We start from the raw sequence: 23,651 nt of genomic DNA, 5'->3' as shown, positions 1-23,651 counted from the left end.
CTTTTATCTTCGATGCTTCACACTCCATTCAACGGCTCGCTGCATAAGCTCCGTCGAGTTTTTCAGATCAAGCTTTGTTTTCAGATGAGACTTATAGGTTTCGATCGTCTTGATACTGAGACAAAGGGACTCTGCAATGAGCCGGGTATCATAGCCTTGTCCGATAAGCTGAAATACTTCAAACTCTCTATCGCTTAAACGGGCCATGGGATCTATCGTATCCTGCTTACCGGCAGCGGTAAGGCGGGTCAGTAGCCTTTCATTCATCTTGGCACTAAGGAAAAAACCTCCCGACAAAACCTGCCGAATCGCTATCATCACGCTATCGGTGGCCTCACTTTTCATGATATAGCCCCTGGCACCGGCACGTAAAGCTCGTTCCGCATAGACATTTTCATCATGAAGGCTTACCGCCAGCATCAACAATTCGGGATAGAGACGAGACAAATCCTTGATCATTTCAAGCCCGTCCCCGTTCTTTAACGAAAGGTCCACCAACACAAGGTCAGGCTTGGTCGCGGAAATAATCGTCAAAGCAGCCGAGGGATCTTCGGCCTGTCCTACCACTTCAAGATCTGATTCCTGATTGATGAGCAGAACAAAGCCCTGCCTGACAATGGGATGATCATCGACAACCACGATACGTTTTTTCATGTTCCGCCTACTGAACCGATTTTTGGAACTCGGCAGGTAATACTACTGCCCTTTCCAGGTTCGCCGTAAATACTCAACCTACCAGCTATCATACTGGAACGAAACTCCATGATTTTCAAGCCGATTCCTCCTTGTCTACCGAGGACGGCGCCATTTCCATTATCTTTTACCTCAAGGATAATTTCCGAATCATCGTCGTGAACCATAATCTCAATGAAGTCTGCGTTGGCATGCCGAATGGCATTGGTAACCGCCTCCTGGGCAATATGATAAAGTTGACTGGCAAGGGCGGAATCGGTGATCTCTTCCTTGAGTGCGGTTTTGCAATCGATAGGGATGCCGTAGAGCTCCTCACAATAGCTTGCAAGCTCCTGGAGGGCTACGGAAAGCCCCTGCGTCTGTAGAGTAACGGTAAGCAGATTCTTTGCAAGATTTCTCGTCTGCATGATGGCTTCATTTACCAGCGTTGCAATAGAGGCGGCATTCTCCGCCTCATTCGGAAGCGACTGGCGGAGACGGTTTTCAAGGGCCTTAATCTGCAGACTTATACCGGTCAGTTTCTGGCCAAGGCTGTCGTGAAGGTCCTGGCCGATCCGCTTCCGCTCTTTTTCGCTGATTTCCAGAATCTCTCTTTCCAAATGTTTACGGGTGGTGATGTCGCGAGCAATGATGGAAGCACCACTTATCCGATTCTGATGGTTACGAATAGGGGAAACCTTGACAGAAACATTAATAATGGTACCATCCCTTTTCTGCCGTATCGTCTCGTAATGGTCGACCTCACTGCCGTCCCAAATGGAATCAAGAATCTCCGGCATTTCATTCGGGTAAAAGGGCGGAGTAAGGATGGAAATATTCATTCCTCTCACAGCTTCCGCTTTATAGCCGAAAATCGTCTCGGCCCCACTATTCCAGCTGATGATGGATCCATCCAGACTAGTCCCGATAACAGCATCACTGATACTTTTGAGGGTCACAGAAAGGATCTCTTCGTTTTCACGTATCCTTCGTTCCATCTTAGAGCGATAAAGGGCCATCTCAATCATAGAATGGAGGTCGTTCCGATGGCTACTCTTGGTGATATAGCCGTATGGCTCGGTTTTTTTCGCCCTACCGAGGGTTTGTTCGTCGGAAAAAGTTGAAAGGTAGATATACGGAATTTGATAATCGCGGCGAATCACTTTGGCCGTCTCGATGCCGTCAAGCTCGCCTTCCAGACGAATATCCAACAAAATAAGATCCGGTTCGACACTCTTCAACATCTGAAGAGCTTTTTCTCCCGATGCCACAGGCTGACAGACATCGTATCCAAGCCCTCGTAAGGTTCTGCTTATATCTATCGCAACAACTTGCTCGTCCTCGACGACAAGGATGAGCGGCTTTCTTTCCGAATCTTTCATGTTCTGCAACGAAGTATCTGCTATCCTCTCTGGCCCTTCTCAAGAACTCTACCGGCAATCCGATCGAGAGAAAGGACTTCGTCAACTCCTCCACGTTTAATCGCCTCGTTCGGCATTCCAAATACGACACAACTTTTCTCATCCTGCGCAATGGTAAAAGAGCCTGACTCATGCATCTCGGCCATCCCACGGGCACCATCATCGCCCATTCCTGTCATAATAACACCAATGGCGTTTTTGCCTGCATAGCGTGCCGCAGAGCGAAACAGGACATCCACCGAGGGTCTATGTCTACTCACAAGCGGACCTTCTCGAACCTCTACATAATAGCGTGCCCCACTCCGTTTGAGAAGCATATGACGATTACCTGGAGCAATCAACACATGCCCACGAAGTACTGAATCATTATTCGCCGCCTCTTTCACCGTAACACGTGCAAGTCCGTCCAGTCTTTTTGCAAAAGCAGCGGTAAAATGCTCGGGCATGTGCTGAACGATCGCAATACCGGGGGCGTCTACAGGAAGCTGCTCGATAAACTCCCGGAGGGCTTCGGTACCTCCTGTCGATGCTCCGATCACAACGACCTTATCCGTGGTATCAATTGTCAAAGGCGCGGTTCCCTTCGAAAGTACCGCATCTGCCGTCAGTTTAGGCTGTACCGTCTTTTGGGGAATGGTTACCGACTTCTTTTTTACCTTGGTGTACGCAGCGGCTTTTACCGCATCGCAGATCGTTACCTTCGATTCTTCGAGAAACTGTTTTGTTCCCATCTTTGGTTTCTGAATGATTTCAACCGCACCGTACTCAAGAGCATGAATAGCATTCTGGCTACCGTCTTCGGTCTTACTGGAACAGATTACCACGGGGACGGGATGAGCGTTCATCAGCCGACGGAGAAATGTCAGACCATCCATACGCGGCATCTCGATATCAAGGACAATAACATCAGGAATGAAGCTCTCAAGCTTCTTTGCGGCAATAAGGGGATCGGCCGCTGTTCCGGCAACTTCCAACATAGGGTCCGATGAGATAATATCTTTCATAGTCTGACGAACGACCGCAGAATCGTCAACAATCATGACTGTGAGTTTCTTTTCTTCCACTGCTCCTCCTAAATACGACGATATATGGTAGCCGCAACAGATGTAAAGGGAACATCCATTCCCGTTAAGGTTTCGGAATGACCAAGAAATAAGAAACCATTGGGCTTCATCGAACGAGCTATCTTTTCCAGCAAAAATTTCTGCCGATCACGATCGAAATAGATCATGACGTTCCTACAAAACACGACATCGAACATATCCCTGAAGGGTAAAACGGGATCCATAAGATTCAGGCGAAGGAACGAGACCAAAGCCCGCAATTCCGGTTTCACCCGAACTAAATTCTGTGCAGGGTTCTTACTCCTCATAAAGTATTTTCGAACGAACTCTTTCGGTATCGGATCCAACCGATCTTTAAGATATATTCCGGAACGCGCCTTCGTAAGGACCTCTCCCGAGATATCTGTAGCGTAAATCCGAAAATCAAATCCGGGGTGCTGCTCCCGAAATTTCGAAGCTTCAAGGGCAAGGGTGTAAGGTTCTTCCCCAGTGGAACATGCGGCCGACCATAACATTATCGGTTTGCCGTCATGCTTCATGTGCAAATGAGGAAAAACCTTTTCCCGCAAATAATCAAAATGGGCCGGTTCACGAAAAAAGTCGGTCTTGTTGGTCGTAACCACATCAATCATGGCGGGGATTTCAAGTTCTTGTCCATCTTTGCTGAAAAGGTATTCAACATACTCGGAAAAATTATTGAGTCCAAGGTGCTTTAATCGCTTTTGCAGACGACTTTCCAGCATTACCTTTTTAGCAGGAGGCATTCTGATACCAAGGTTCGTTTCGATGTAGGAACTTAAACGCTTAAACTCTTCATCTCGCAAATCGCGCTTTTTGAAGGTTTTGCTATAATCCATGGAGGTTCATCCGGCAACGGCAGCAGAAATCTTTGCAAGCTGCAGAATGTCGAGAATGAGAGCCACCCTTCCATCGCCGAGAATGGTTGCTCCGGAAACCCCTTCCACGCGTTGATAGAGCGGGCCCAGACTCTTTATCACCGTCTGATGGTCCCCGATGACTTCATCAACAACAATGCCGAATCTGTTAAAATCGAGCTCGGTCACAACAACTTGCCGAAGTGAGGTATCATCACTAGAAAGATCGAAAAGATCATCCAAACGAACATAGGGGAGTAGTTTTTCGCGGAATTCAAGAAGCCGCCGCCTACCGCGTTCCTCGGCTTCGTTTTCATCCAGCTCAACACACGCCTCAACCGCGGAAAGGGGAACAACAAAAAACTCTTCGCCCACCCGGACAAGCAATCCATCTACAATGGCAAGGGTAAGCGGCAACGAAATAGTAATTTTGGTACCTTTTCCCGTTTCACTCCAAATCGAGACAGACCCCCGCAAGGCCTCAATCTGCTGTCTAACAACATCCATCCCTACCCCGCGTCCGGAAACGGCGGTGATCTTCTTTGCAGTGGAAAATCCAGGAAGGAATATCGTTTGAAAAATATCCTCGTCACTCAACTTTCCGTCGGGAGAAAGGAGCCCGCGTTCGATGCCCTTCGCCAATATAGCATCACGGTCGAGCCCTCCGCCGTCGTCTTCGATGGAAATCTGGACCGTGGCTCCCACATGCCGGGCCGAAAGGAGAACCTTTCCAAGCTCAGGCTTACCATGAGAAGAACGGACCTCAGGCATCTCAATACCGTGATCGATACAGTTACGAATCAGGTGGACAAGGGGATCACCCAGTTGTTCGATAACCGTCTTATCGAGCTCGGTTTCGGCCCCCTCTGCCTGTAATTCAACTTTTTTCCCCAATTCCAGGGAAAGATCTCTGACCAAACGACGGAATTTACTAAAGGTTGTGCCGATAGGAACCATTCTGAGGCTCATGGTATTATCTCGAAGCTCTTCAACCAATCGCTCAAGTTGCTCTGAGACAAGACGCAGATGACCAGATGCGTCATTCTCCTGAACAGCCAGTTGGCTGATCCTGGCCTGAACGGTAACAAGTTCTCCGACAAGATCCACCAGAGAATCGAGCTTATCGCTTGCAACTCTTATCGACATTCCCGCTTTTCCGAGGGTCGCAGTTCTTTTTTCCTGGACACGCTTACCATGCTCTTGTTCCTGCAAGGCCGCCGAGATATCGCCACGGGAAACAGCCTTTGTTTCGACAAGCACTTCTCCAAGACGTTTCTGCTTTCCGAGAGCCTCCTTTAAGGTCTCTTCGCTGATCACTCCGCGTTCGAGAAGGATATCTCCCAGCCTCCTTGACTGAGAGTTCTCAATCATATCGCTGAAACTTTCAATGGTATCGATTTGAATTGTCGAATCCGATTCGATAAAAATAAAAATATCGCGTATGGCGTTGATATCGGCCTTTGTTGTTAAGATGATTTCCCAGCTGCAAAAACAGGACTCGGGATCGAACTTTTCCAATCCTTCGATGGAATCAAGACGGGGAATGATCGTGCAATCACCGAGTTCCCGAAGCTCACGTAAAAGCAGTATGGGATTAGTCCCCGATTTAAAAAGATCAGAAGGTGGAACAAAACGAATTCGGTACGTCAGCTCTTCCTGATTCGATTCCTCTCTCTCTACTTCGAAAGGCGATTCTTCGGCCTCACCCTCTGTTTCCGCATCAGGAGACTTTCCTCCCTTCGCCTGCTGAGCAAGTGTCCGAAAGGTCTGAAGAACCGCTTCACACTCCTCTTTTCGTTCTTTCGAATCCCCTTCTTCTTCCAGCATTTCCCGGATAAGATCTCTTGCCGAAAGAGTGGCATCGATTATCTGACGATCTATACGTAATTCACCGTTTCTTACTTTATCAAAAAAAGATTCTACTTCATGGGTAAATTCCGAAATCTCATCGAAGCCGAACATGGCCGAAGAGCCCTTTATCGTATGCATCACGCGAAAGACCGACGACACAAGCTCCTTATCATCGGGGTTCGACTCCAATTCGAGAAGATCGCTTTCCAAAGATGCCAGAAGTTCGAAAGCCTCTTCACGAAATGTTTCTTTGAAATTATCCATTGACGACAAAGCTGTTTCTCCTTCGGCCTTCAGTCAAAATCAATCAGTGAACGGTGTAATACGCTAAGATCGTCTACCGGCTCATTAAGGAATCCGGCATCAACCAAGGTATCCAAGAAGGCCTGAGAAGCCGTGCCGGTAAACTGAAATGTCTTTCCCTCTTTATCGGCCTGCCGTTTTGTCGCGTACATGAGCTGGATCACCGACAAGTCGATCTGCTCGACCTGGTCGACCTGAAAGAGAAGCATATCGGTTTGTTTTAGCTTTGCCCGAATTTCATCGGCAAGAGAGGAAACCTGCTCTATTGTTGCTTTTGCCCCTAAGGCCACGACCACAGAGGAATCATTCTGTTCGTTCACACGAGCCTCCCTACATCAGTATAATCTACAGAATCGTTTTTGCAAGGAGAAGGAGAAACGAACTTAGAGAAAATTTGTAGTCTCGAGATAAGATGCCATCTGCACCCCGCTCTCGAGAAAGCCCGCCTTTCTTTTTTTTATCCTCAATACGGCAACAACAACACCAGGATCATCGATGACCTGCCATTTTTGGAGGGTAAAAGGATCAAGAGGAGAAAACCCTGTCTCATCCGCATTCGACCCGGAGAAGACCTCCTGCACCTGATAACGATCGGAGAAGAGTCCGCCACCGATAAGTTCAACTCGCATACCGAACAGCGGAGGGAAAAGATCCTCGGGACGATCAATTTTTGCAAGGGGCAGAAAGGGTGTCGGTTTTCGTTTTTCCATTCGAATAAGAAGAGATCGTTCCTGCCCATCTCTCAGCCAACGAGTGGCGGCCAGCTCGCCGGGAGCATGATTAATCAGCAGAGGATGGACCTGAATTAACTTGTTCACCTTCGTACCATCAAACTCCGTCAACAGATCTCCGTAACGAATACCGACATTTTCCGCAGGAGAACCTGGTGCGACATAAATAACGCTGAGGCCTTCCTGGGTTTCCCTCACGGCAAAACCGATGGAGGGGAGAGGTGCATCACCACCTTCATACAATTTTTCCAACAACAAAAGTGCCCATTCCGAGGGAATGGCAAAATTGATCCCTTCAAACTGTTCTATTCCCGCAAAAACGATCCCGATCAATTCCCCGTTTGCATCAAGCAAAGGGCCGCCGCTGTTTCCGTGGTTGATAGGAACATCAACCTGAAAGACATCACCAAGTTGAAGGAATTTTCTTCCCGTTGAAGAAACGATGCCGGCGGTCAGGGTATTCTCAAGGCCCCCAGGCGAGCCGATGGCAAAGATCTTCTCTCCGACGTGGATCGTTTTGTCGGGGCTAAAAGAAAGAAGTTGTTTCGGTTCTCTTTCGGTTTTAAGAAGCGCAAGGTCAAATGTTTTGCTGTACCCAACAACACGAGCGGGAATTCTTGTGTCACTATCATCGGAAAATTTCACATACAAACGGCTGTACCCTTCGTAGCTGGGATCTACCTCACTGGCAATGACATGGTAGTTTGTTATCAGATACCCCCGTCTGTCGATAAAGAAACCTGAACCGATGACCCGGTCCGGTAAACCGACACCGCCGGTGATGGTCATCCCGCGGTTGACCCATACGGTAGCCACGGCAGGAAGCTGTTCTTCGGGGCTGCGTTTCCTTTCATTGATAAAGGAACTAAGTGAGGAATCAAGCATCTTCCCCCGCTTCTGAAGTTCCCCCGCTATACGTGCCGCAATCGAACCGTTTGATTCGGCCACCGAGAGCGCGGCTATTTCCTCAAGCTGCGCATCCGAAAGGTCGTCGATCTCTTCAAAAAGGAATCGATTAAGAAAGGGAACAAGGGAATCCTCACCCGGCTCCTCAAGCTTTCGAAGAGCCAGCTCTCTTTCGTCCAGAAGATCAATATCTATCTCGGGATGGAGTATGTGGAGGGCCACAAGGGTTCTTCCCAGAGAAAGGGCACGGTAGTAGTCATTGGAATCAACAGCTTCATGGTAACTATCGACAAGCCCTTCGACAGACTGCATGAAAAACCAGTCAAGGCTTTTATGTTCGCCCTCCTGCGGCTGCGAGGCGGGATCGAGAAGCTGGACTTCCTGAATCACCTCTTCATAACGCCCCGCCTCAAAGGCATCTTCAATGCCCTGGTAGCTTACCTCAGAAAGAGGTTTACTCTCTCCCCGAAGCTTCGGGCCGGAACTACAACCGATATAAGTAATCGTGGAAACAAAAAGAAAAATCAGAACAGAGGCCCGCTTCGCTGCATCGTAATTCACGTCAAGTACCCTCCACTTCCTCGTTTAAACGAAAATCAAAGACCCCATCAAGCTTCGTCGAAACCTCCCGGACACTCCTTCCAGACTCGTCGATATATTCTCGGCAGTCATAAAGACCGTCGTCGTTTAAGTCCCAGAGATAGACCGTTTGTTCTCCATGGGATTCCATGTATTCAGGATGCCCGTCGCCGTTTTCATCGAAGGTAAGCTCAATAAGTGTATTATCAAGATAGCGCTCTTTCACCTCAAAGATCCCATCATCGTCAGGATCCCGCTCTCGTATGATAAAGGCCCCATCACTTCGCCGCTGTTCTCTAACATCCCCCTCTCTCGGAGAGGTAATATGGTATTCCACCCCCCCGGCAAAAGGCCGATTCATGGTAATCGTCTCACGGTTTTCCTTTACATACCGTTTTTCAGAAAGGGATCTGGCCGAAATGCGTTCTTCGACGGGAAAAATGATATGTACAACAGGCTCCCTGTCGATCAGAGAATCCGTCAACCTGGGAAGATATTCGAAACGATGAATCATACTATAGGGATACAGCATATAGGTGACGGTTCCTGTATCGTCACTCAGTTCCGCCTGGTCAATATAGGGATAGTCCGCATAGGTAAGTTTCCAGGTATCGGATTGAATCGAGGACGGTCTTCCATCCTCGAAGTCCACACGATATTCATAGCGGCCATTCTGATCTTGATCGAGACGATACTCGGTAAGAATCCCATCCTTGTACCTTTCAGAGCTCTCAGAATATCCGTCACCATTCAGGTCACTAATAAGGAGCCCTGAAAATGACGCAAACCAGGCATCGTAGGCTTTTATATCGGTTTCGTCGATAAAAAGGGATCGGAAAAAATGAATAGTTTCACGGGAACCGGGAGCATGCGCGGCAAGTGCCCGTCCTATCAGCGAAGCACGCTCCTGCTGATCCAGCACATTACCTATTCCCTCGGTTAGGTACCAGAAAAGATCTTCCCCAAACCGTTCTTTATACGACTGTGCAATCTCGTGCTTCAGGTCTTGATTTCGTAGACGTACATAGAGCAGCTGATAAACATCTTTGTCATAAGCAGAAAGCTGCTGCACCGCTTTCTGCTTATCAGGCGGCCTAATAAGAAAAGGGGGGAGATATCCGGCATCCACCTGCAAATACACCTTTACAGCAAGGGATGAAGAGGGATTACGGGAAGCAAGCTCTCTCGCAACATCGACGGATTCATTTTCCTTTCCAAGAAGTGAAAGGATCTTGACAAAAAGCGCTCCGGTCTCAGGAGTGATCCGTTCTCCTTCCGTCAAGGGCAACAAATAAAGATACGATCGTTCCGGAAATCCAAGCCGCAAAGCGGTATCGGCCATACGCCGCCGGAGTTGCTCAATATCGACCAAAGCCGCCTGATCCGAGACATATGCGGCAGCGGCCCTTTCAAACAAACGAAGAGCCGATTCAAGTTCTCCCTCATCGGCGGTAAGCAGAGCGGAAACCGCAAGAGCATCACGATTTCCCGGATCAAAAACCAGAGCCGCACTGGCAAGGCGAGATGCATCACTTTTTTCTCCCGCATTATAGGCATCATAGGCATAGCCGGCATACAATGCCCCCAGTTTCGATTCTGCACCGGAAAGAGAACGTACCGGCTGAGCAAGAAGAAAAGCAGGAATCAAGCAAACAGCCAGAGAGAGGACAGGGAAGAACCGAGAAACCATACATACCTCGCTACCGCTTCAATTCTTGCATACCGATCGCCTCGGAGCCTATTTCTCCTCATCCTCACTTTCGGGGTCGCTTTCGGAATCTTCAGGCTCCGAAGTTTCTATTTTCAGACTTGTTATCGACTCCCGAGGAGGAAAACCGAGAAGCATTCTAATCTCGGCATCGTCAAGGGTCTCTTCCTTCACCAAATTTTTGGCAAGCGTATCAAGCTGATCTTTATGCTCGGTCAGAATTGTCCGAGTTTCGTCCAGGGCATTCTTCAGGAGTGTTCGAACCGAGACATCAATTCTGGTTGCGGTATCTTCGGAATAATCTTTATGCTGGGCAATCTCTTTTCCGATGAAGATCGGTTCATCCTCCTGGCCAAGGGCCACAAAACCAAGTTCTTCACTCATGCCCCATTCGGTCACCATTCGTCTGGCAATACTGGTTGCCTGCTTGATATCGTTTTGTGTTCCCGTTGTGGTCTCACCATAGATGAGCTCCTCAGCAACATATCCCCCCATGGCGATCTTTATCCGATCCATCAGCCAGCCTTTTGTTCTGGAATAGGTATCCCGCTCCGGCAACGAAAGAGCAAGCCCAAGGGCTCTGCCGTGAGGAACAACGGTTACCTTATGGAGAGGATCCGCATGTTTGAGATAATAATGAAGCAATGCATGGCCGGCCTCGTGATAAGCGGTGGCCCGTTTATCCTCCAAGGTAATAACCCGAGATTTTCGTGCGACACCGAGGAGTGTTTTATCTCTGGCTTCTTCAAAATCAAGCATATGAACTGTCTCACGGTTGTTACGAGCGGCGAAAAGAGCCGCTTCATTGACCATATTGGCGAGATCGGCGCCTGAAGTTCCGGGGGTGGCCCTGGCAATTCTGTTCAGATCCACATCATCGGCAAGCTGAATTTTCTGACAATGGATTGCAAGAATATCCTCCCGCTCCTTTACATCAGGCATATCGACAACAACCTGCCGATCAAAACGGCCGGGACGAAGGAGCGCAGGATCAAGAACATCAGGACGGTTCGTCGCCGCAAGAATAATTACCCCATCCTTCGTATCGAAGCCATCCATCTCTACAAGCATCTGATTCAAGGTTTGCTCTCGTTCGTCATGTCCGCCGCCGTATCCCGCACCACGGGTTCGGCCTACGGCATCAAGTTCATCAATAAAGATGATACAGGGAGCATGCCGCCTACCCTGCTCAAAAAGATCACGCACACGACTTGCGCCGACACCTACGAACATTTCAACAAAATCGGAACCCGACATATGAAAAAAGGCGACACCGGCCTCTCCAGCCACTGCCTTGGCAAGCAATGTTTTTCCCGTACCGGGCATTCCGACAAGCAAGACCCCTTTGGGGATCTTCGCACCTATCTTTGTAAATTTCGTGGGATTCTTCAGGAAATCGACCACCTCTTCAAGCTCAAATTTTGCCTCGGACTGCCCCGCAACATCATTGAAGGTAATTCGACTATCCTGCTCAAGATATTGCTTCGCCTTACTCTTTCCGAAGGAAAAGGCCTTGTTACCCCCTCCCTGGACCTGTCTGAACATGAACCAGAAAAAGAGTAAAAAGAGCAGCCAGGGAATAAGTTCAAGAAAAACCCGACCGGCAGAGAGCCCCTTGGTTCCTCCTGAAATATTAACGTCGTGCTCTTCGAGCATGGGTATTAGATTATCATGGTAATACGGAATAGTTGTGACGAAAACTACCGACTGCCCGTCGGAGCTCTTCATCGTTCCTCTAATTTCGCTGTTGTCAAGAATTTTAACAGCATCAACCTGTCCCTCCTTCAAATAATTGAGGAAATTGGAATAAGAAATTTCCATCTCCCCACCGCCGGAATTCATCATGAAAAGAAGGACAAACATGATGATCAGCGAAATCAGAAAGAAGAGAGCAAACCTGTTCTTGTTAAAATCGAACTTTAGCTTGTTCGGATCGTTGCCATTCTTATCTGGCTGTCTGTTCTCGGGATTCACCTACATACTCCATTTTGATTGAACAATATTTCTTTCCGCCAACGGCATATCTATCGGGAAAACCAAAAGGGCTGCCCAAAACGGCAGCGATACCGCGGCTATCTTCCAAAACAGGAATCATATTACGAAGACCCTCGGGCAGAGCCCATTCCTGAAAGAGTTTTTTCAGCCTTTTCTGCCCACCCGTCGTAGAAATAACATCCCCTTTCATTCGGGATCGAATAATCACCGGAGGGGTTAGCCCGGAAAAAGAAAGGCGAACCTTACCAATATTGGGAAGGTTTACCAGGCTACCATCCTGTATCCGTCTAATGTAACGGTTTTTTCCCCGAAGGACAACAACCCCGTCCCAAAAAATCCGATCTCCCCTCCTGCTTATCCTGGAGTCGAATGCTTCGATCAAGGCTTCCGGCCTATCGTCCATGCGAATAATCCGTTCAACAAAGGGATATGGTAAACGCCGCTGAGAAGAATCGATTTCCGCATGGATGCGATAAAGAAAACGGCGGCGGGCCTCTTCCGGTGCGGAAAAAAAGGGTTCGGCATCCCAGGAAACAGAGGAAGGAGATTCTTTCCTGAAGGGAATTTCAGGCAACAACGCTCTCAGCGCAGAATCGGCCATTCGTTGCTTTGCAAGAAAGGATTCTATGGCCGTGCGATAAGCGGGAAAAACAGAGGCGACAACGGGAATGATCTCGTTCCGAATACGATTACGCAGATAAAAGTTTTCCCCGTTGGTTGAATCCGTCGAAAAGGAGAAATTCCGTTCCCTCAGGTAATCAAGCAAATCGGACTTTTTCACCGAAAGAAAGGGCCGAAAAAACGGCCCCCTGCGTTCGGGTATTCCCAAGGAGGAATCAAGAGCCGCCCCTTCGAATAGACGCTGAAGGATCGTCTCCACCTGATCATCGAGGGTATGTGCCAAGAGGCAATAATCGAACTTCTCACGCGAAATGAGATTTTCAAAGCAGGAATAGCGGTATTGGCGAGCCGCAGCCTCAACCCCGCTGCCGGACGCGCTTGCCTGTGAGACTATTTCCCCTTCTCCGACGGATAGCAGATGCAGGGGAACATTCCAACGCCGGGTCGCGGCCTGAATAATAGTACGTTCTTCCCGGCGTTCATCCTGGCTTCGCAGGCAGTGATCGATATACACAGCTTCAAGGGTAAAGTCGGCAGAAACGGAAAGAAGCGCAACGGAGGCGGCAAGTAAAGCGGTAGAATCCGGCCCCCCTGAATAGGCAACAAGAAGCCGCCCCCCGGGTAAGGCCCCCAAGGCTTCTAATTTCTGGTGTAACAGCGATTCAATGTCCGTTTTCACGATTCCTTCTATTGAAACGGTTCATAACACTTTGCAGCTCCTCACCTTCGACAAGCTGGGTAACCGCTTCGGCGGCACGTGCAATACCAGCATCGACAGCCTCTTGCTCCTCTCCTTCGCTAGGAATCCCAAGTACATGATCGACAATGGTTCCCCCTTTGGGACGACCAATTCCTACATAGATACGAAGGAATTCCCCAGTTCCGGCGGCAGCGATGACCGATTTTAAGCCGTTATGACCGGCATCAGAACCGCCCATCCGAATACGAACCTGTCCCGGAGCAAGATCGAGATTATCGCAAACAAGGAACATACTCTCAGATGATGCACCGCTTTTCTTCAAAATTGCAGAAAGTACATCGCCGGAACGATTCATGAAAGTAAGGGGCTGGACAAGAAAAAGCATCGCATTCGAATGTCTGTGCCTTGCAAAACGATACGGTGAGAAGAAGGGCTTTCGCCACTCGACTCCGAATTCTTTGGCAAGAGCCTCTAAGACAAGAAACCCGACATTGTGTCGGGTTTCCCTATACTGCGGACCGGGATTTCCCAGACCGATACAAAGCTGATGTATCAAGGCAGAGAACTATTCTTCTGCAGACGCTTCGGCAGCCGTCATATCCTCTGCAGCAGCTTCCTCTTCGCCTTCCTCAGGAGCCTCTTCTTCAACCTTCGGAGTTGTGATTGAGGCGGCAACCATATCCGTGCTGACAAGAACAGTAACCCCTTCGGGAACCGACATATCGGATATGTGCCGAGAATCACCGATGGCCATACCCTCTATATTGATTTCAAGATGAGAAGGAATATCCTTTGGCAAGCATTCGATTTCAATCTCGTGGAAACCAAGCTCGAGGATACCTCCCTCTTTTACCCCCTGGGCCGTTCCTACGGCATGCAGAGGTACATGGGTCTTCAGCTTCTTACCCCGCTCGATCTCAAAAAAATCAAGGTGGGTCACTTCACCCCGCATGGTATTTTCCTGATAATCCTTGATAAGAACATCGTACTCTTTTCCGCCGACAGAAATGGTAATGATCGTGCTCTCGGAAAGATCGGAATACTTCTTCTCAAACTCGTTGGCAGGGACGGAAATAGGCACGGGTTCTGAGTGGCCGTAAATAATAGCGGGAATCTTGCCCTCTCGGCGAAGCCTTCTGGCAGCACCTTTTTTTAGCTCGGTACGGGCAAAACCGGTTAACGTCTTCTGTTCCATGAAAAATCTCCTCCGGATCTTTTACTAAAAATATACCTGGGGCGGCAGGATTCGAACCTGCGAATACCGGCTCCAAAAACCGGTGGCTTAACCGCTTGCCAACGCCCCACTGTTCTGGCAACAGAGTTATGTTTCTATCATAGTTTAGATTTTTTTTCCACTAGAACGGGTGATTTTACTCCCTTTTTTCTATATCAATCTATTCATCCTGAAGACTTTCGTCATCTTCGTAATGAGGGACATCCTCACCGCTCTCCAAAACACGTTCATATTCATCAAGAATCTGCTGTTGCAGCCGCCCACGGAAGTCGGAATTAATGGGATGTGCGACATCCTTGTATTCACCGCTCCTGGTTTTTCTACTCGGCATTGCAATAAAAGCACCATTCTTCCCATCGATGATCTTTACGTTGTGTACCACAAAGCAATCGTCGAAGGTAATCGTCACATACGCTTTCAACTTGCTGTCGGAACCAAGTTTCCTGATGCGAATGTCAGTAATTTCCATAAATCCTCCATGCGCGTTGCACCTTTAGCTGTTATCGCCCATTGTAAACCGGGTCATACGGGCGCGCAAGCATTTTTCCAAGATGACAACGATAGCCCATGGATTTTAGTCTTTCAAAGGCCCGAAGGGCCGTTTTTTCCCCATCAAAGAGTCCGAAAAAGGTAGAACCGCTTCCAGACATCTGCGAAAAGAGGGCCCCCTGGTTCTGCAGCCCTAAAAGGAGGTTACGAGATTCTGGAAACTGCAAGAGAACCGGGGAGGTGAAATCGTTGAAAAAAGGCCATTGGGCAACAGGCCTGCTGTATGATTCGCGTAACTGCTCGAGGGAAAGGGAGCGGGGACGATCCGCTTTTTCGCGCCTAAGCCTATCGACCGAGGCATAGGCGTCGGGAGTCGAAATCCTCCATTTCGGAAATACCAACACAAGTGGATAAGCGGGAAGAGGTTCCACGGGTTCGAGCACCTCGCCCCTTCCCTGGGCTATCTCAGCCCCTGTGTGGAGGAAAAAAGGAACATCGCTCCCCAAAGAAAGGGCAATCTCATCGAGAACCCCCTTTTGGGGAAAAGCCCCGAAAAAACGGTCAAGCAGCTTTAATAGCGCAGCGGCATCGGATGATCCTCCACCGAGCCCTCCCCCCGCCGGGATTCTTTTCAAACAGGAAATGGTCAAACCAGGAGCCGGGGAAGCATTCGGCACCCTCTTTTGTCTTTCTTGAAGATAGGCCGAGGCAGCCTTATACAGCAAATTGTCCTCCTTCCGGCAGTCGAAATTCCCTTCAAGCTCCACCGTTCCCCCTTTTCCTTCCATCCGCAGGCTCACCCTATCTGAAAGATCGACGAGGTGCATTAAGCTGAGAAGGTCATGATAGCCGTCCGAACGAAGCTTTCCAACTTGAAGGTGAAGATTTATCTTGGCCGGAGCCTCTATTGTCAGTGTCATGATCGATAGTATAACCGCTACCATGCGTTAGTTCAATTTGACACGCTCTTCGTATCAACCTATACTGAGGGGCATGATAAACGGCCATTTATCGCTTTTTAAACAAGCATTCGAAGAGGTCCTCCATGAAATTGGATTTGCGGATCTCACGTATAAAGCGGCTCCCGAAATGAACCCTCCGAGTGAGGCTGTCGCGACCATCGGTATTACCGGGGATATCCAAGGATTCTTGCTTCTACGCTCCGATACAAAAAGTCTGGTTGCGTTTATCTCCAAGGTCCTTGCCAATATGGGCATGGAAGAGAGTGAAGAAAGTTTTGGAAATTTTCAGCGGGAAGCCTTCGGCGAGATTCTCAATCAACTTTCCGGAAGGTCGGTAATGCTTCTCGCAGATCACGGTTTCGAATGCGACATCACTCCCCCGACCCTGCTCATCGGGGCCAACATCTCTTACGACATCAGAGCACTGGATGATTTCCTCAATCAGGACATTTCCGGAGGCTTCGGAAAGATCAATATCTTCGTTGGCATAAAAAAGGCAAAAGAATGGTCGAAAAAGAGTTGACATGTTTTATAGCCATCTCGTAGATTAGGTGTAGGTTAAGGTTGCCTCGACCGAAGTAACATGTTCTTCAGTACAGTAGATGCTTTCTGTATGAGAATCTTTTTGAGGGAGGGTTCACGTACGTAATGATGGACGAATTGGAAGATTTGGATTTTTTATCCAGCGCTGACGACGATCATCTCGACAACGACTTTGACGATTACGAGTCTGACTTTGATGATGATTTCGACGACTTCGAAGACGAACTGCTTGATGAAGAGTACGGAGAAGATCTCGACGAAGGGCTGGATGACGAAGAGGATTTCGACGAAGAGGAAGGCGAATTCCTCGACGAAGAAGACCTCGACTACGACGATGGTCTGGATTACGACGATTTTGATGCCTGAAACGATGTAAGGGCGGAAAAAAAAACGGAGGGAGGACCAGCCACGTGAAAAAAAGCGGCTCTTCCTCCTCTCTTATCTTGCTTTATGGTTTATTCCCTGAAAATTACGTCACCTTCAAACCAAAGTCGTTCAAGGTCGTAAAAATCCCTCATTTCCTTGGTCATGAGGTGTATCACCAAAAAGCCGCAATCGATTAGCTCCCATCCGTCTTCTCCGATACGTTTATGTCGCTGAAGTAGCTCTACTCCAAGTTCGGCAAGCCTCTCTTTTACATTGCGGACCATTCCTTTCAGGTGTCCGAGACTGTTTACCGTCGAAATAAGAAAATAATCCGTCCAGCTACTTTTTCCCGTCAAATCGATGAGGACCGTGTTTTCGCCCTTATGGCTACTGATTTCCTCCGCCAACGCCAGGGCCGCCCGCTTCATCTCATTCCTCCTTACAGTATCTTCCATCAAAATCCTTTCCTAAAACAATAGTTACATCAATAAGAACATCACTATCGGTAGTTGAAGCAAGGGATGTTTCCGAAGCGCTTCGAACATCCTTGCACCTGATAAGGTTCGCTACCCGCTGAGCCTTTGTGATATCACCTGTATGATCGACAACATAACTCTTTTCAACCTCGGTTTCGGGTGCATTTCCAATGCCGACGACCTCATACCCAAAGCCCTTAAAAACCGTAGAGGTTCTTCCCGCCAGGCCATTTCTTGAAGTGCCATTCAAAATCTCAAGTGATAATGTCAGCTCTTCATTACTCAGGATTTCCTCACTGGCGATGGAAACGAGGGTTTGTTCAACCGCTTCCCGGACGACCTTCCCCTCATAGTGAGGAAACAAGAGTTCCTTCCCATCGACATTCCGTATCGTCCCCAGAATACGTTGAAATACAACCCGATCAGCATCAAAAAGAGTAAGCGATTCAAGATAAGAAGAGAAGGCCCGTCTATTGAGGTTGGTGGAAATACGTTTGTGCAAAAGCTTCTCAGCACTTCCTTCCATGAGTAAGGAAGCTTCTTCCCCCATCCGTCCGAAAAAAGCCTGGGCAAGACGCTGACGCCGGTTTATGCGTTCAATATCCGACTCATCGGGATCATGATAGGTTCCGTACAGTGCAGCCTTTGCACCATCAAGTCTGACGCTTCCGGACGGGAGGAGAACGATCTGATCGTTTTCCATATATTCAACAGGATTGGCGATAAAGAGATCAACGCCTCCCATGAGATCCACCACACCTTCGAGATCCTCATAGGAAACGATGATATGATACGGAATATCTATCGCCGTCATTTTTGCCACGGCATTTCGAAATTCATCAGGATGGTCCGGATCGAAAATCGTTTCAATACGATCGATTCTCTTTAATGAGGGTATCATCATACCGAGTTCTCCCGGAATATCGAAAAAAGCGCCTTTCCCGGTAAGCGGATGGTAGATAAAAAGTTCCGAAAAGAGATGCTCATCACCTTTGTGAACGGAAAACAACACAGGGATATAATGCTGTTCCGAACGAAGAGCGGCAATCTCGTCGGTTCTTGTATTAACGTATAAAAAAACAACCGTTATTCCGAGAATAAGAAGCAACACCGCCAAAAGCAGCAGTGCCTTATTTGAGTTTCCTGTTTTTCTCCTCACAACTACCTCGTTTTAGCTCATCATATAAAAGGAGCGACTCCTTGACAATCCGTCTGCCCTGTGATCGTAGATAGGCAAGCTGATGCTCGAGCACAACAATACAGAGGGAATCCAGGGTTTCGCAACGTCCACTCATCTCCAGCAATGTCCGATCGAGATGGTCCCTGCCTGGTTCAAGATAATCGGCACAAAAGATGATCTTGGCGATCTTACCCATCCCTGGTTTTCCTGCGGTATGAAACTCGACGGCTTCACAGACGGCAACGGGACAATCCGGAAACATCGCTTTCAGAAGGCGGACTCCATACCAGCCATGCAGCAACAAAGGGTGCTCCTCTTCTTCCGGGCTGACCTTGCGCCCCGCCGCTTTGGCCGTTTCAAGAACCACAGAAGGCTTCTCACCTCGCCCAAGGTCATGGGCAATTCCAGCAAGCCTTCCCAGCTTCTCATCCGCGTTAAACCTCCTGCATAAGCAGACCGCAGTCTTGGCAGTTCGAACAGTGTGTTGATATCGCGAGGGAGATAGCAGGCGTTTTGCCTCGACATCGACTCTTTGATACATCTTCTCGAGATTCATCTTCATCGATACAGGCCAAGATCCTCAATCATGTGGTAAACAATCTCGGGAACAAGAAAGCGATAGGCCTTTCCATCTCGCACCCGTTTCCGGATATCGCTCGAACTAATGGGAAGAAGAAGGTTTTCAATGGCAACGGAGAGTTCGGAGCATAAAGGAAGTGTATCCTGTTCCCGTCTAGCAACGACTACATCAACCATTGAAGATAGGTGATTCCAACGCTTCCATCCGTTCAAGCCATCAAGAAGATCATCGCCTACGACAAGAGCCGGTTTCCCCTCAAATGCATACGTTCGATAGATATAATCGACAGTATCGGCAGTGTAGGAAACACCCTTCCGTTTGATTTCACAATCATCGACGATAAAACCAGCGGGTTCTGCAGCTTTCCGAACCATCTCAAGGCGAAGCTGGGGGTCAATCAGATCGTCGGGGCTTTTGTGGGGAGAAACGAAAGAAGGAATAAAAACAACCTGATCGTACCCTCCATCGGTCCTCAGCTCATCAGCAAGATGGAGATGCCCCACATGGATCGGATTAAAACTACCTCCGAAGAGGGCGATCCTCATTTCGAACGCTCCGCTTCTTCGCAGAGTCGACCAAAAGCCTGGCCCAGCTCCCGAAGCCCAAGACCGGTAAAAGTGGAAATCCCCACGATCGATTCATTTGGTAATAAGGCTTTCAACTCTTCAAAGCGCCCCTTCGTTTCGGGAAGATCCAATTTCGTAGCAACGATCAGCCTCGGTTTCTCGGCCAAAACAGGATCGTAAGAGGCAAGCTCCTTAAGCAGAACGGGAAAGGCCTCGGCATAGCGATCATCTGAAAGGTCGATAAGAAAGGCCAGCCCTGTTGTACGAGAGATGTGCCGAAGAAAGGTATGCCCGAGACCGGCTCCCTGCGAGGCACCCCTGATAAGGCCCGGGATATCGGCAAGGATAAGCTCCCTATAGCCGATATTCATCATTCCAAGATTAGGAATCTTTGTGGTGAACTCATAGGATGCGACCTCAGGCTTTGCGTTGGTAGCGGCCTTCAGCAGGCTTGATTTTCCGGCATTCGGAAAACCGACAAAACCTATATCGGCAATCAGGCGAAGTTCAACATGCACCCTGGCCTGACTTCCCTCTTCCCCATCCTGAGCAAAACGGGGAATCTGACGTCGTGCGGATTTGAAGTGCGTATTCCCCTTGCCGCCGCGGCCTCCGGAGAGAAAAATCCAGCTTTCCCCCTCCTCCAATTCCGCAAGATCCTTTATGATCTCTTCGCTCTGGGGGTCACGCAAAATGGTCCCCGGCGGTACCGGAATAACAGCATCTGCTCCGTTACGACCATGCCGACGCTGACCGCTGCCGGCCTGCCCAGCCTCAGCACGAAAGTGGCGTTCCTTTTTCAAATGGGCAAGAGTTCGCAAATTTTTCCGGACAAGAAAGACGACATTTCCGCCGTTTCCCCCGTCACCACCATCGGGTCCCCCTTTGGGGACATATTTTTCACGACGAAAGGAAATGGCGCCGTTACCTCCGGATCCGGAGGCAACGTCTATATAGGTCTCATCAGCGAAACCAAACACGAGTTTTGACTTATTGTGCTATGGGGTCGATATTGATGTAGTGTCGTCCAAGTCGTCTCTTGAATACGACGGTCCCGGCCTCTTTGGCAAAAAGGGTATCGTCCTTTCCTTTGCCGACATTCAAACCGGGATGAAACTTCGTCCCACGCTGTCTGACGATGATTTCTCCTGCCTTTACGACCTGTCCGCCGGCACGCTTTACTCCGAGCCGCTGTGATGCGGAGTCTCGACCATTCTTGGAACTTCCGCCACCTTTTTTATGTGCCATTTCACGCTACTCCTTGAATCTTTTTACCCTCAACGAACATTGTCGGGGAAATGTCTCATGGAGGTCGGAAAGACCAGTCAGCAAGAACTGCGAAGCACCTTGAAAAAGGGACTCCCGTTCCCGGCAGGGCTTACCGACACTCGCATACAAAACGCCGGATTTCGGCGCTTCTCCTTCAACGGACTCTATCCCTCCAATCTCGATCCAACGGAGGTAGGTCCGAACAAGAACGGTAACGGCGGCACAAACAGGATTTTCTCCCTTGGCAAAACCAAGGGCATGTCCTTCCGCCGTCATTTCCCGGACGATTCCGGCCTCGTCAAGAGAGACGACCACCGTTACCATCCGAACCTTCCTGCCTTAGGCGCCGATAATATCGGTAACCCGAATAGAAGAATACTTCTGCCGATGGCCCTGTCGTTTTCGATAGGCTTTCCGCTTCTTGAATTTGAAAATAGTGACCTTATCACCCTTTTCTTCTCCTTCAACGGAGACCTTTACCTTAACACCATCAACATAGGGAGTGCCTACGCTTACCTTCTCGCCATCGCTGGTAAGCAGGACCGAATCAAACTCCAGCTCCTGACCTTCGGGTGTATCGAGTCTGTCGACCGTAAGCAGAGCCCCTTTTTCGGCTTTGTACTGTTTTCCTTTAATTTCAACCAGTGCGTACATCAATCCAACCTCAATCAATCCATAATAATACGTAGACGAACTTATACCATAACAAGGCAATGGGGGTCAAGCTACATCACTTCGAGAAAAGGGATCCCCACAAGCCAATAGGCATTTTTCAGGACCTGCAGAACCCCTTTCGCCAGGGAAAGTCGTGTAAAGGCCAAATTTTTATCGTCATTGTTCAAAATCTGATTATCGTGATAGTAGCGACTAAAGGTTCGGCTCAGATCATACAAATAGGTGGTAACGATAGAGGGATTAAATTCCGCTCCAGCCTGAGCGACCTTTTCAGGAAACAACGATATCAACTTGATAAGCTCCCGCTCTTCAATCGTGGTAATGAGCGAGGGATCCACTGTCGCCCCTTTGAACTCATCGCTTCGCTCTTCGAATTTTCTCAGCATGCTGCTGATCCTCGCCCCCATGTACTGCAGGTAAGGACCGGTATTACCGTTGAAGGAGATCGATTCCTTCGGATCGAAGATCATATCCTTTGCAGGAGAAATCTGCAGGAGATAATAGTTGAGAGCGGCAAGTCCTACCGCTTCTGCCGTTTTCTCGACATCTCCCACATCACCTTCTCTTCCCTTCGTCTTGATTTCCGCAGCAGCCATGGAACTTAGTTCCGCAATAAGGTCGTCTGCATCCACAACAGTCCCCTCTCGGCTCTTCATCTTGCCTTCAGGAAGATTGACCATACCGTAGGAGAGATGGTAAAGGTTCTCGGCCCAATCGAAACCAAGCTTCTTCAAAACATGAAACAAAACCTTAAAATGGTATTGCTGTTCGGAAGCCACAACATAAATAAGCCGCTTAAAGGGCCAATCCCCATGCCTTGCGATCGCCGTACCGATATCCTGGGTAAGGTAGAGGGTCGTTCCGTCGCTTCGCAGAAGAACCTTTTTGTCCAGATTGATCTCGGCAAGATCAACCCAAACGGAGCCGTCTTCTTCTTTATAAAAGACACCGTTGCGTAAGCCCTTCAGCACCTCATCCCTGCCTGCCGAATAGGTTTTACTCTCATAATAGATATCGTCAAAGGAGATGCCGGTCTTCCGGTAGGTCTCACCTATGCCGTCGATGGTCCAGCGATTCATGGTTTTCCACAGTTCGACGGTTTCAGGATCACCGGCTTCCCATTTTCTCAAGAGTTCCCTGGCTCGTTCCTCTGCCTCGGGTTCCTCTTTCGCCCAGCTATTGTACTTCACATAATAATCACCGACAAAGTGATCACCTTTACACCCCTCGGATTCCGGGCTTTTTCCTTTACCAAAAACAGAATAGGCAAGCATGGATTTACAGATGTGAATACCGCGGTCATTGATGAGATTTACCTTTCTCACATCGGCGCCGTTGGCCTTTAAGATCCTGCTTACGCTTTCTCCCAGAGCATCGTTTCGCAAATGGCCAAGATGAAGGGGTTTATTTGTATTGGGGCAGGAAAATTCAATCATGATCTTCTCGCCAGCATACAGATCGGTTTTTCCATAAGCTTCTGCCTCGGAAAAAACCTGCTTCAGCAAACCCGGCATCATCGAAGCAAGATTGTAACGGACATTTACATAAGGGCCGGAAGCCTCGACCTCACCTGAGGCACCAAGTGCCGCTGCCGTCTGCTTTGCATGATCGGCCACGGCACTTGCAATGGCCATCGGAGATGTGCGAAAAAGCTTGGCAAAAGGAAACATAGGAAAGGCAAGGTCCCCCATTTCCGGCTTCGGGGGCCGCTCCGCAATCAAAGACGCGGGGTCTGGTCGCTGGAAGGAGAGCTCCATACTTTCAGCGTGGCGAAACAAGGCGTCGGCAACGGCACCTTTCCACAGGGTTTTCGTATCGGTAATGTCGGCCATGATGTTCTGTTCCTTTCGACCATAGAGGGTGGTCGCTGTATTCGAGGAAAAAC

General features: G+C 48.9%; 25 protein-coding genes and 1 tRNA gene. 2 read left to right on the top strand and 24 right to left on the bottom strand.

Translation table 11 applies throughout. From position 1 onward, the window contains the following. Positions 1-3: 3 nt before the first annotated feature. The 15 genes from SPIRS_RS09240 to ispE form a co-directional block, all read right to left on the bottom strand. Positions 4-654, bottom strand: coding sequence for a response regulator (locus SPIRS_RS09240; protein WP_013254415.1), 651 nt, complete (start codon positions 652-654; stop codon positions 4-6). Continuing rightward, positions 651-2,054 carry a PAS domain S-box protein gene (locus SPIRS_RS09235; protein WP_013254414.1) on the bottom strand — a complete coding sequence of 468 codons (1,404 nt, stop codon included), beginning with the start codon at positions 2,052-2,054 and terminating at the stop codon, positions 651-653. The genes SPIRS_RS09240 and SPIRS_RS09235 overlap by 4 nt, the downstream gene beginning before the upstream one ends. A gap of 20 nt (positions 2,055-2,074) precedes the next feature. Further along, positions 2,075-3,157, bottom strand: a complete 1,083-nt coding sequence (locus tag SPIRS_RS09230) for a protein-glutamate methylesterase/protein-glutamine glutaminase (protein WP_013254413.1) — start codon at positions 3,155-3,157, stop codon at positions 2,075-2,077. A gap of 8 nt (positions 3,158-3,165) precedes the next feature. Beyond that, positions 3,166-4,014: a CheR family methyltransferase gene (locus SPIRS_RS09225; RefSeq protein WP_013254412.1), complete on the bottom strand. Its 849-nt coding sequence runs from the start codon at positions 4,012-4,014 to the stop codon at positions 3,166-3,168. A 6-nt stretch (positions 4,015-4,020) separates the two neighbouring features. Further along, positions 4,021-6,147, bottom strand: a complete 2,127-nt coding sequence (locus tag SPIRS_RS09220) for a chemotaxis protein CheA (RefSeq protein ID WP_041866026.1) — start codon at positions 6,145-6,147, stop codon at positions 4,021-4,023. 29 nt (positions 6,148-6,176) lie between these two features. Beyond that, a complete protein-coding gene (locus SPIRS_RS09215) occupies positions 6,177-6,506 on the bottom strand; it encodes an STAS domain-containing protein (protein ID WP_013254410.1) in 330 nt (109 codons plus the stop codon). A gap of 63 nt (positions 6,507-6,569) precedes the next feature. After that, the gene (locus tag SPIRS_RS09210) at positions 6,570-8,384 is read right to left on the bottom strand and encodes a S1C family serine protease (protein WP_013254409.1); all 1,815 of its coding nucleotides are present in this window, start codon (positions 8,382-8,384) and stop codon (positions 6,570-6,572) included. Position 8,385: 1 nt separating this feature from the next. After that, a complete protein-coding gene (locus SPIRS_RS09205) occupies positions 8,386-10,092 on the bottom strand; it encodes a tetratricopeptide repeat protein (RefSeq protein WP_013254408.1) in 1,707 nt (568 codons plus the stop codon). Positions 10,093-10,140: 48 nt separating this feature from the next. Continuing rightward, positions 10,141-12,084 carry an ATP-dependent zinc metalloprotease FtsH gene (gene ftsH, locus SPIRS_RS09200; RefSeq protein ID WP_013254407.1) on the bottom strand — a complete coding sequence of 648 codons (1,944 nt, stop codon included), beginning with the start codon at positions 12,082-12,084 and terminating at the stop codon, positions 10,141-10,143. After that, positions 12,056-13,405 carry a tRNA lysidine(34) synthetase TilS gene (tilS, locus tag SPIRS_RS09195; RefSeq protein WP_013254406.1) on the bottom strand — a complete coding sequence of 450 codons (1,350 nt, stop codon included), beginning with the start codon at positions 13,403-13,405 and terminating at the stop codon, positions 12,056-12,058. The genes ftsH and tilS overlap by 29 nt, the downstream gene beginning before the upstream one ends. Beyond that, on the bottom strand, positions 13,389-13,982 hold the full coding sequence (pth, locus tag SPIRS_RS09190) for an aminoacyl-tRNA hydrolase (protein ID WP_013254405.1): 594 nt from the start codon (positions 13,980-13,982) through the stop codon (positions 13,389-13,391). Before pth ends, tilS begins: the two co-directional genes overlap by 17 nt. Positions 13,983-13,991: 9 nt before the next feature. After that, a complete protein-coding gene (locus SPIRS_RS09185; RefSeq protein WP_013254404.1) occupies positions 13,992-14,621 on the bottom strand; it encodes a 50S ribosomal protein L25 in 630 nt (209 codons plus the stop codon). A gap of 36 nt (positions 14,622-14,657) precedes the next feature. Next, positions 14,658-14,730 (bottom strand) — tRNA-Gln (locus SPIRS_RS09180). A 90-nt stretch (positions 14,731-14,820) separates the two neighbouring features. Then, complete coding sequence (gene spoVG / locus SPIRS_RS09175; protein WP_013254403.1) at positions 14,821-15,129, bottom strand: septation regulator SpoVG; 309 nt, start codon at positions 15,127-15,129, stop codon at positions 14,821-14,823. Between the two features lie 31 nt (positions 15,130-15,160). After that, complete coding sequence (ispE, locus tag SPIRS_RS09170; protein WP_013254402.1) at positions 15,161-16,093, bottom strand: 4-(cytidine 5'-diphospho)-2-C-methyl-D-erythritol kinase; 933 nt, start codon at positions 16,091-16,093, stop codon at positions 15,161-15,163. Between the two features lie 49 nt (positions 16,094-16,142). Here ispE and SPIRS_RS09165 point away from each other — a divergent pair, with 49 nt between their 5' ends. Together SPIRS_RS09165 and SPIRS_RS09160 are read left to right on the top strand one after the other, a co-directional pair. After that, the gene (locus tag SPIRS_RS09165) at positions 16,143-16,634 is read left to right on the top strand and encodes a chemotaxis protein CheX (RefSeq protein WP_013254401.1); all 492 of its coding nucleotides are present in this window, start codon (positions 16,143-16,145) and stop codon (positions 16,632-16,634) included. A 125-nt stretch (positions 16,635-16,759) separates the two neighbouring features. Then, complete coding sequence (locus tag SPIRS_RS09160; protein WP_013254400.1) at positions 16,760-17,020, top strand: hypothetical protein; 261 nt, start codon at positions 16,760-16,762, stop codon at positions 17,018-17,020. 89 nt (positions 17,021-17,109) lie between these two features. On the opposite strand, the gene rsfS is transcribed toward SPIRS_RS09160, so the two are convergent. The 9 genes from rsfS to argS form a co-directional block, all read right to left on the bottom strand. Beyond that, the gene (gene rsfS / locus SPIRS_RS09155; RefSeq protein WP_013254399.1) at positions 17,110-17,448 is read right to left on the bottom strand and encodes a ribosome silencing factor; all 339 of its coding nucleotides are present in this window, start codon (positions 17,446-17,448) and stop codon (positions 17,110-17,112) included. A gap of 1 nt (position 17,449) precedes the next feature. After that, positions 17,450-18,655 carry an LCP family protein gene (locus SPIRS_RS09150; protein WP_013254398.1) on the bottom strand — a complete coding sequence of 402 codons (1,206 nt, stop codon included), beginning with the start codon at positions 18,653-18,655 and terminating at the stop codon, positions 17,450-17,452. Next, on the bottom strand, positions 18,627-19,238 hold the full coding sequence (yqeK, locus tag SPIRS_RS09145) for a bis(5'-nucleosyl)-tetraphosphatase (symmetrical) YqeK (RefSeq protein ID WP_013254397.1): 612 nt from the start codon (positions 19,236-19,238) through the stop codon (positions 18,627-18,629). The genes SPIRS_RS09150 and yqeK overlap by 29 nt, the downstream gene beginning before the upstream one ends. Next, positions 19,235-19,801, bottom strand: a complete 567-nt coding sequence (gene nadD / locus SPIRS_RS09140; RefSeq protein ID WP_013254396.1) for a nicotinate (nicotinamide) nucleotide adenylyltransferase — start codon at positions 19,799-19,801, stop codon at positions 19,235-19,237. The genes yqeK and nadD overlap by 4 nt, the downstream gene beginning before the upstream one ends. After that, the gene (obgE, locus tag SPIRS_RS09135; protein WP_013254395.1) at positions 19,798-20,802 is read right to left on the bottom strand and encodes a GTPase ObgE; all 1,005 of its coding nucleotides are present in this window, start codon (positions 20,800-20,802) and stop codon (positions 19,798-19,800) included. Before obgE ends, nadD begins: the two co-directional genes overlap by 4 nt. 10 nt (positions 20,803-20,812) lie before the next feature. After that, a complete protein-coding gene (gene rpmA / locus SPIRS_RS09130) occupies positions 20,813-21,070 on the bottom strand; it encodes a 50S ribosomal protein L27 (RefSeq protein ID WP_013254394.1) in 258 nt (85 codons plus the stop codon). Between the two features lie 6 nt (positions 21,071-21,076). Further along, positions 21,077-21,415, bottom strand: coding sequence for a ribosomal-processing cysteine protease Prp (locus SPIRS_RS09125; protein ID WP_013254393.1), 339 nt, complete (start codon positions 21,413-21,415; stop codon positions 21,077-21,079). 15 nt (positions 21,416-21,430) lie between these two features. Continuing rightward, a complete protein-coding gene (gene rplU, locus SPIRS_RS09120; protein WP_013254392.1) occupies positions 21,431-21,745 on the bottom strand; it encodes a 50S ribosomal protein L21 in 315 nt (104 codons plus the stop codon). Positions 21,746-21,816: 71 nt separating this feature from the next. After that, complete coding sequence (gene argS, locus SPIRS_RS09115; RefSeq protein ID WP_013254391.1) at positions 21,817-23,598, bottom strand: arginine--tRNA ligase; 1,782 nt, start codon at positions 23,596-23,598, stop codon at positions 21,817-21,819. Between the last annotated feature and the right edge of the window lie 53 nt (positions 23,599-23,651).

Source organism: Sediminispirochaeta smaragdinae DSM 11293 (genome assembly GCF_000143985.1).
Lineage (GTDB): Bacteria > Spirochaetota > Spirochaetia > DSM-16054 > Sediminispirochaetaceae > Sediminispirochaeta > Sediminispirochaeta smaragdinae.
This window is presented reverse-complemented; position numbering and strand designations above follow the sequence as displayed.

Bases quoted from the DNA above. Each gene is read 5' to 3' on its own strand.
- rpmA (WP_013254394.1), bottom strand. From the start codon at position 21,070: ATGGCACATAAAAAAGGTGGCGGAAGTTCCAAGAATGGTCGAGACTCC.
- SPIRS_RS09205 (WP_013254408.1), bottom strand. From the start codon at position 10,092: ATGGTTTCTCGGTTCTTCCCTGTCCTCTCTCTGGCTGTTTGCTTGATT.
- ispE (WP_013254402.1), bottom strand. From the start codon at position 16,093: ATGGTAGCGGTTATACTATCGATCATGACACTGACAATAGAGGCTCCG.
- SPIRS_RS09225 (WP_013254412.1), bottom strand. From the start codon at position 4,014: ATGGATTATAGCAAAACCTTCAAAAAGCGCGATTTGCGAGATGAAGAG.
- SPIRS_RS09240 (WP_013254415.1), bottom strand. From the start codon at position 654: ATGAAAAAACGTATCGTGGTTGTCGATGATCATCCCATTGTCAGGCAG.
- spoVG (WP_013254403.1), bottom strand. From the start codon at position 15,129: ATGGAAATTACTGACATTCGCATCAGGAAACTTGGTTCCGACAGCAAG.
- SPIRS_RS09185 (WP_013254404.1), bottom strand. From the start codon at position 14,621: ATGGAACAGAAGACGTTAACCGGTTTTGCCCGTACCGAGCTAAAAAAA.
- argS (WP_013254391.1), bottom strand. From the start codon at position 23,598: ATGGCCGACATTACCGATACGAAAACCCTGTGGAAAGGTGCCGTTGCC.
- SPIRS_RS09160 (WP_013254400.1), top strand. From the start codon at position 16,760: ATGATGGACGAATTGGAAGATTTGGATTTTTTATCCAGCGCTGACGAC.
- SPIRS_RS09165 (WP_013254401.1), top strand. From the start codon at position 16,143: ATGATAAACGGCCATTTATCGCTTTTTAAACAAGCATTCGAAGAGGTC.
- yqeK (WP_013254397.1), bottom strand. From the start codon at position 19,238: ATGAAGATGAATCTCGAGAAGATGTATCAAAGAGTCGATGTCGAGGCA.
- nadD (WP_013254396.1), bottom strand. From the start codon at position 19,801: ATGAGGATCGCCCTCTTCGGAGGTAGTTTTAATCCGATCCATGTGGGG.
- rsfS (WP_013254399.1), bottom strand. From the start codon at position 17,448: ATGAAGCGGGCGGCCCTGGCGTTGGCGGAGGAAATCAGTAGCCATAAG.
- SPIRS_RS09235 (WP_013254414.1), bottom strand. From the start codon at position 2,054: ATGAAAGATTCGGAAAGAAAGCCGCTCATCCTTGTCGTCGAGGACGAG.
- rplU (WP_013254392.1), bottom strand. From the start codon at position 21,745: ATGTACGCACTGGTTGAAATTAAAGGAAAACAGTACAAAGCCGAAAAA.
- SPIRS_RS09220 (WP_041866026.1), bottom strand. From the start codon at position 6,147: ATGGATAATTTCAAAGAAACATTTCGTGAAGAGGCTTTCGAACTTCTG.
- SPIRS_RS09125 (WP_013254393.1), bottom strand. From the start codon at position 21,415: ATGGTAACGGTGGTCGTCTCTCTTGACGAGGCCGGAATCGTCCGGGAA.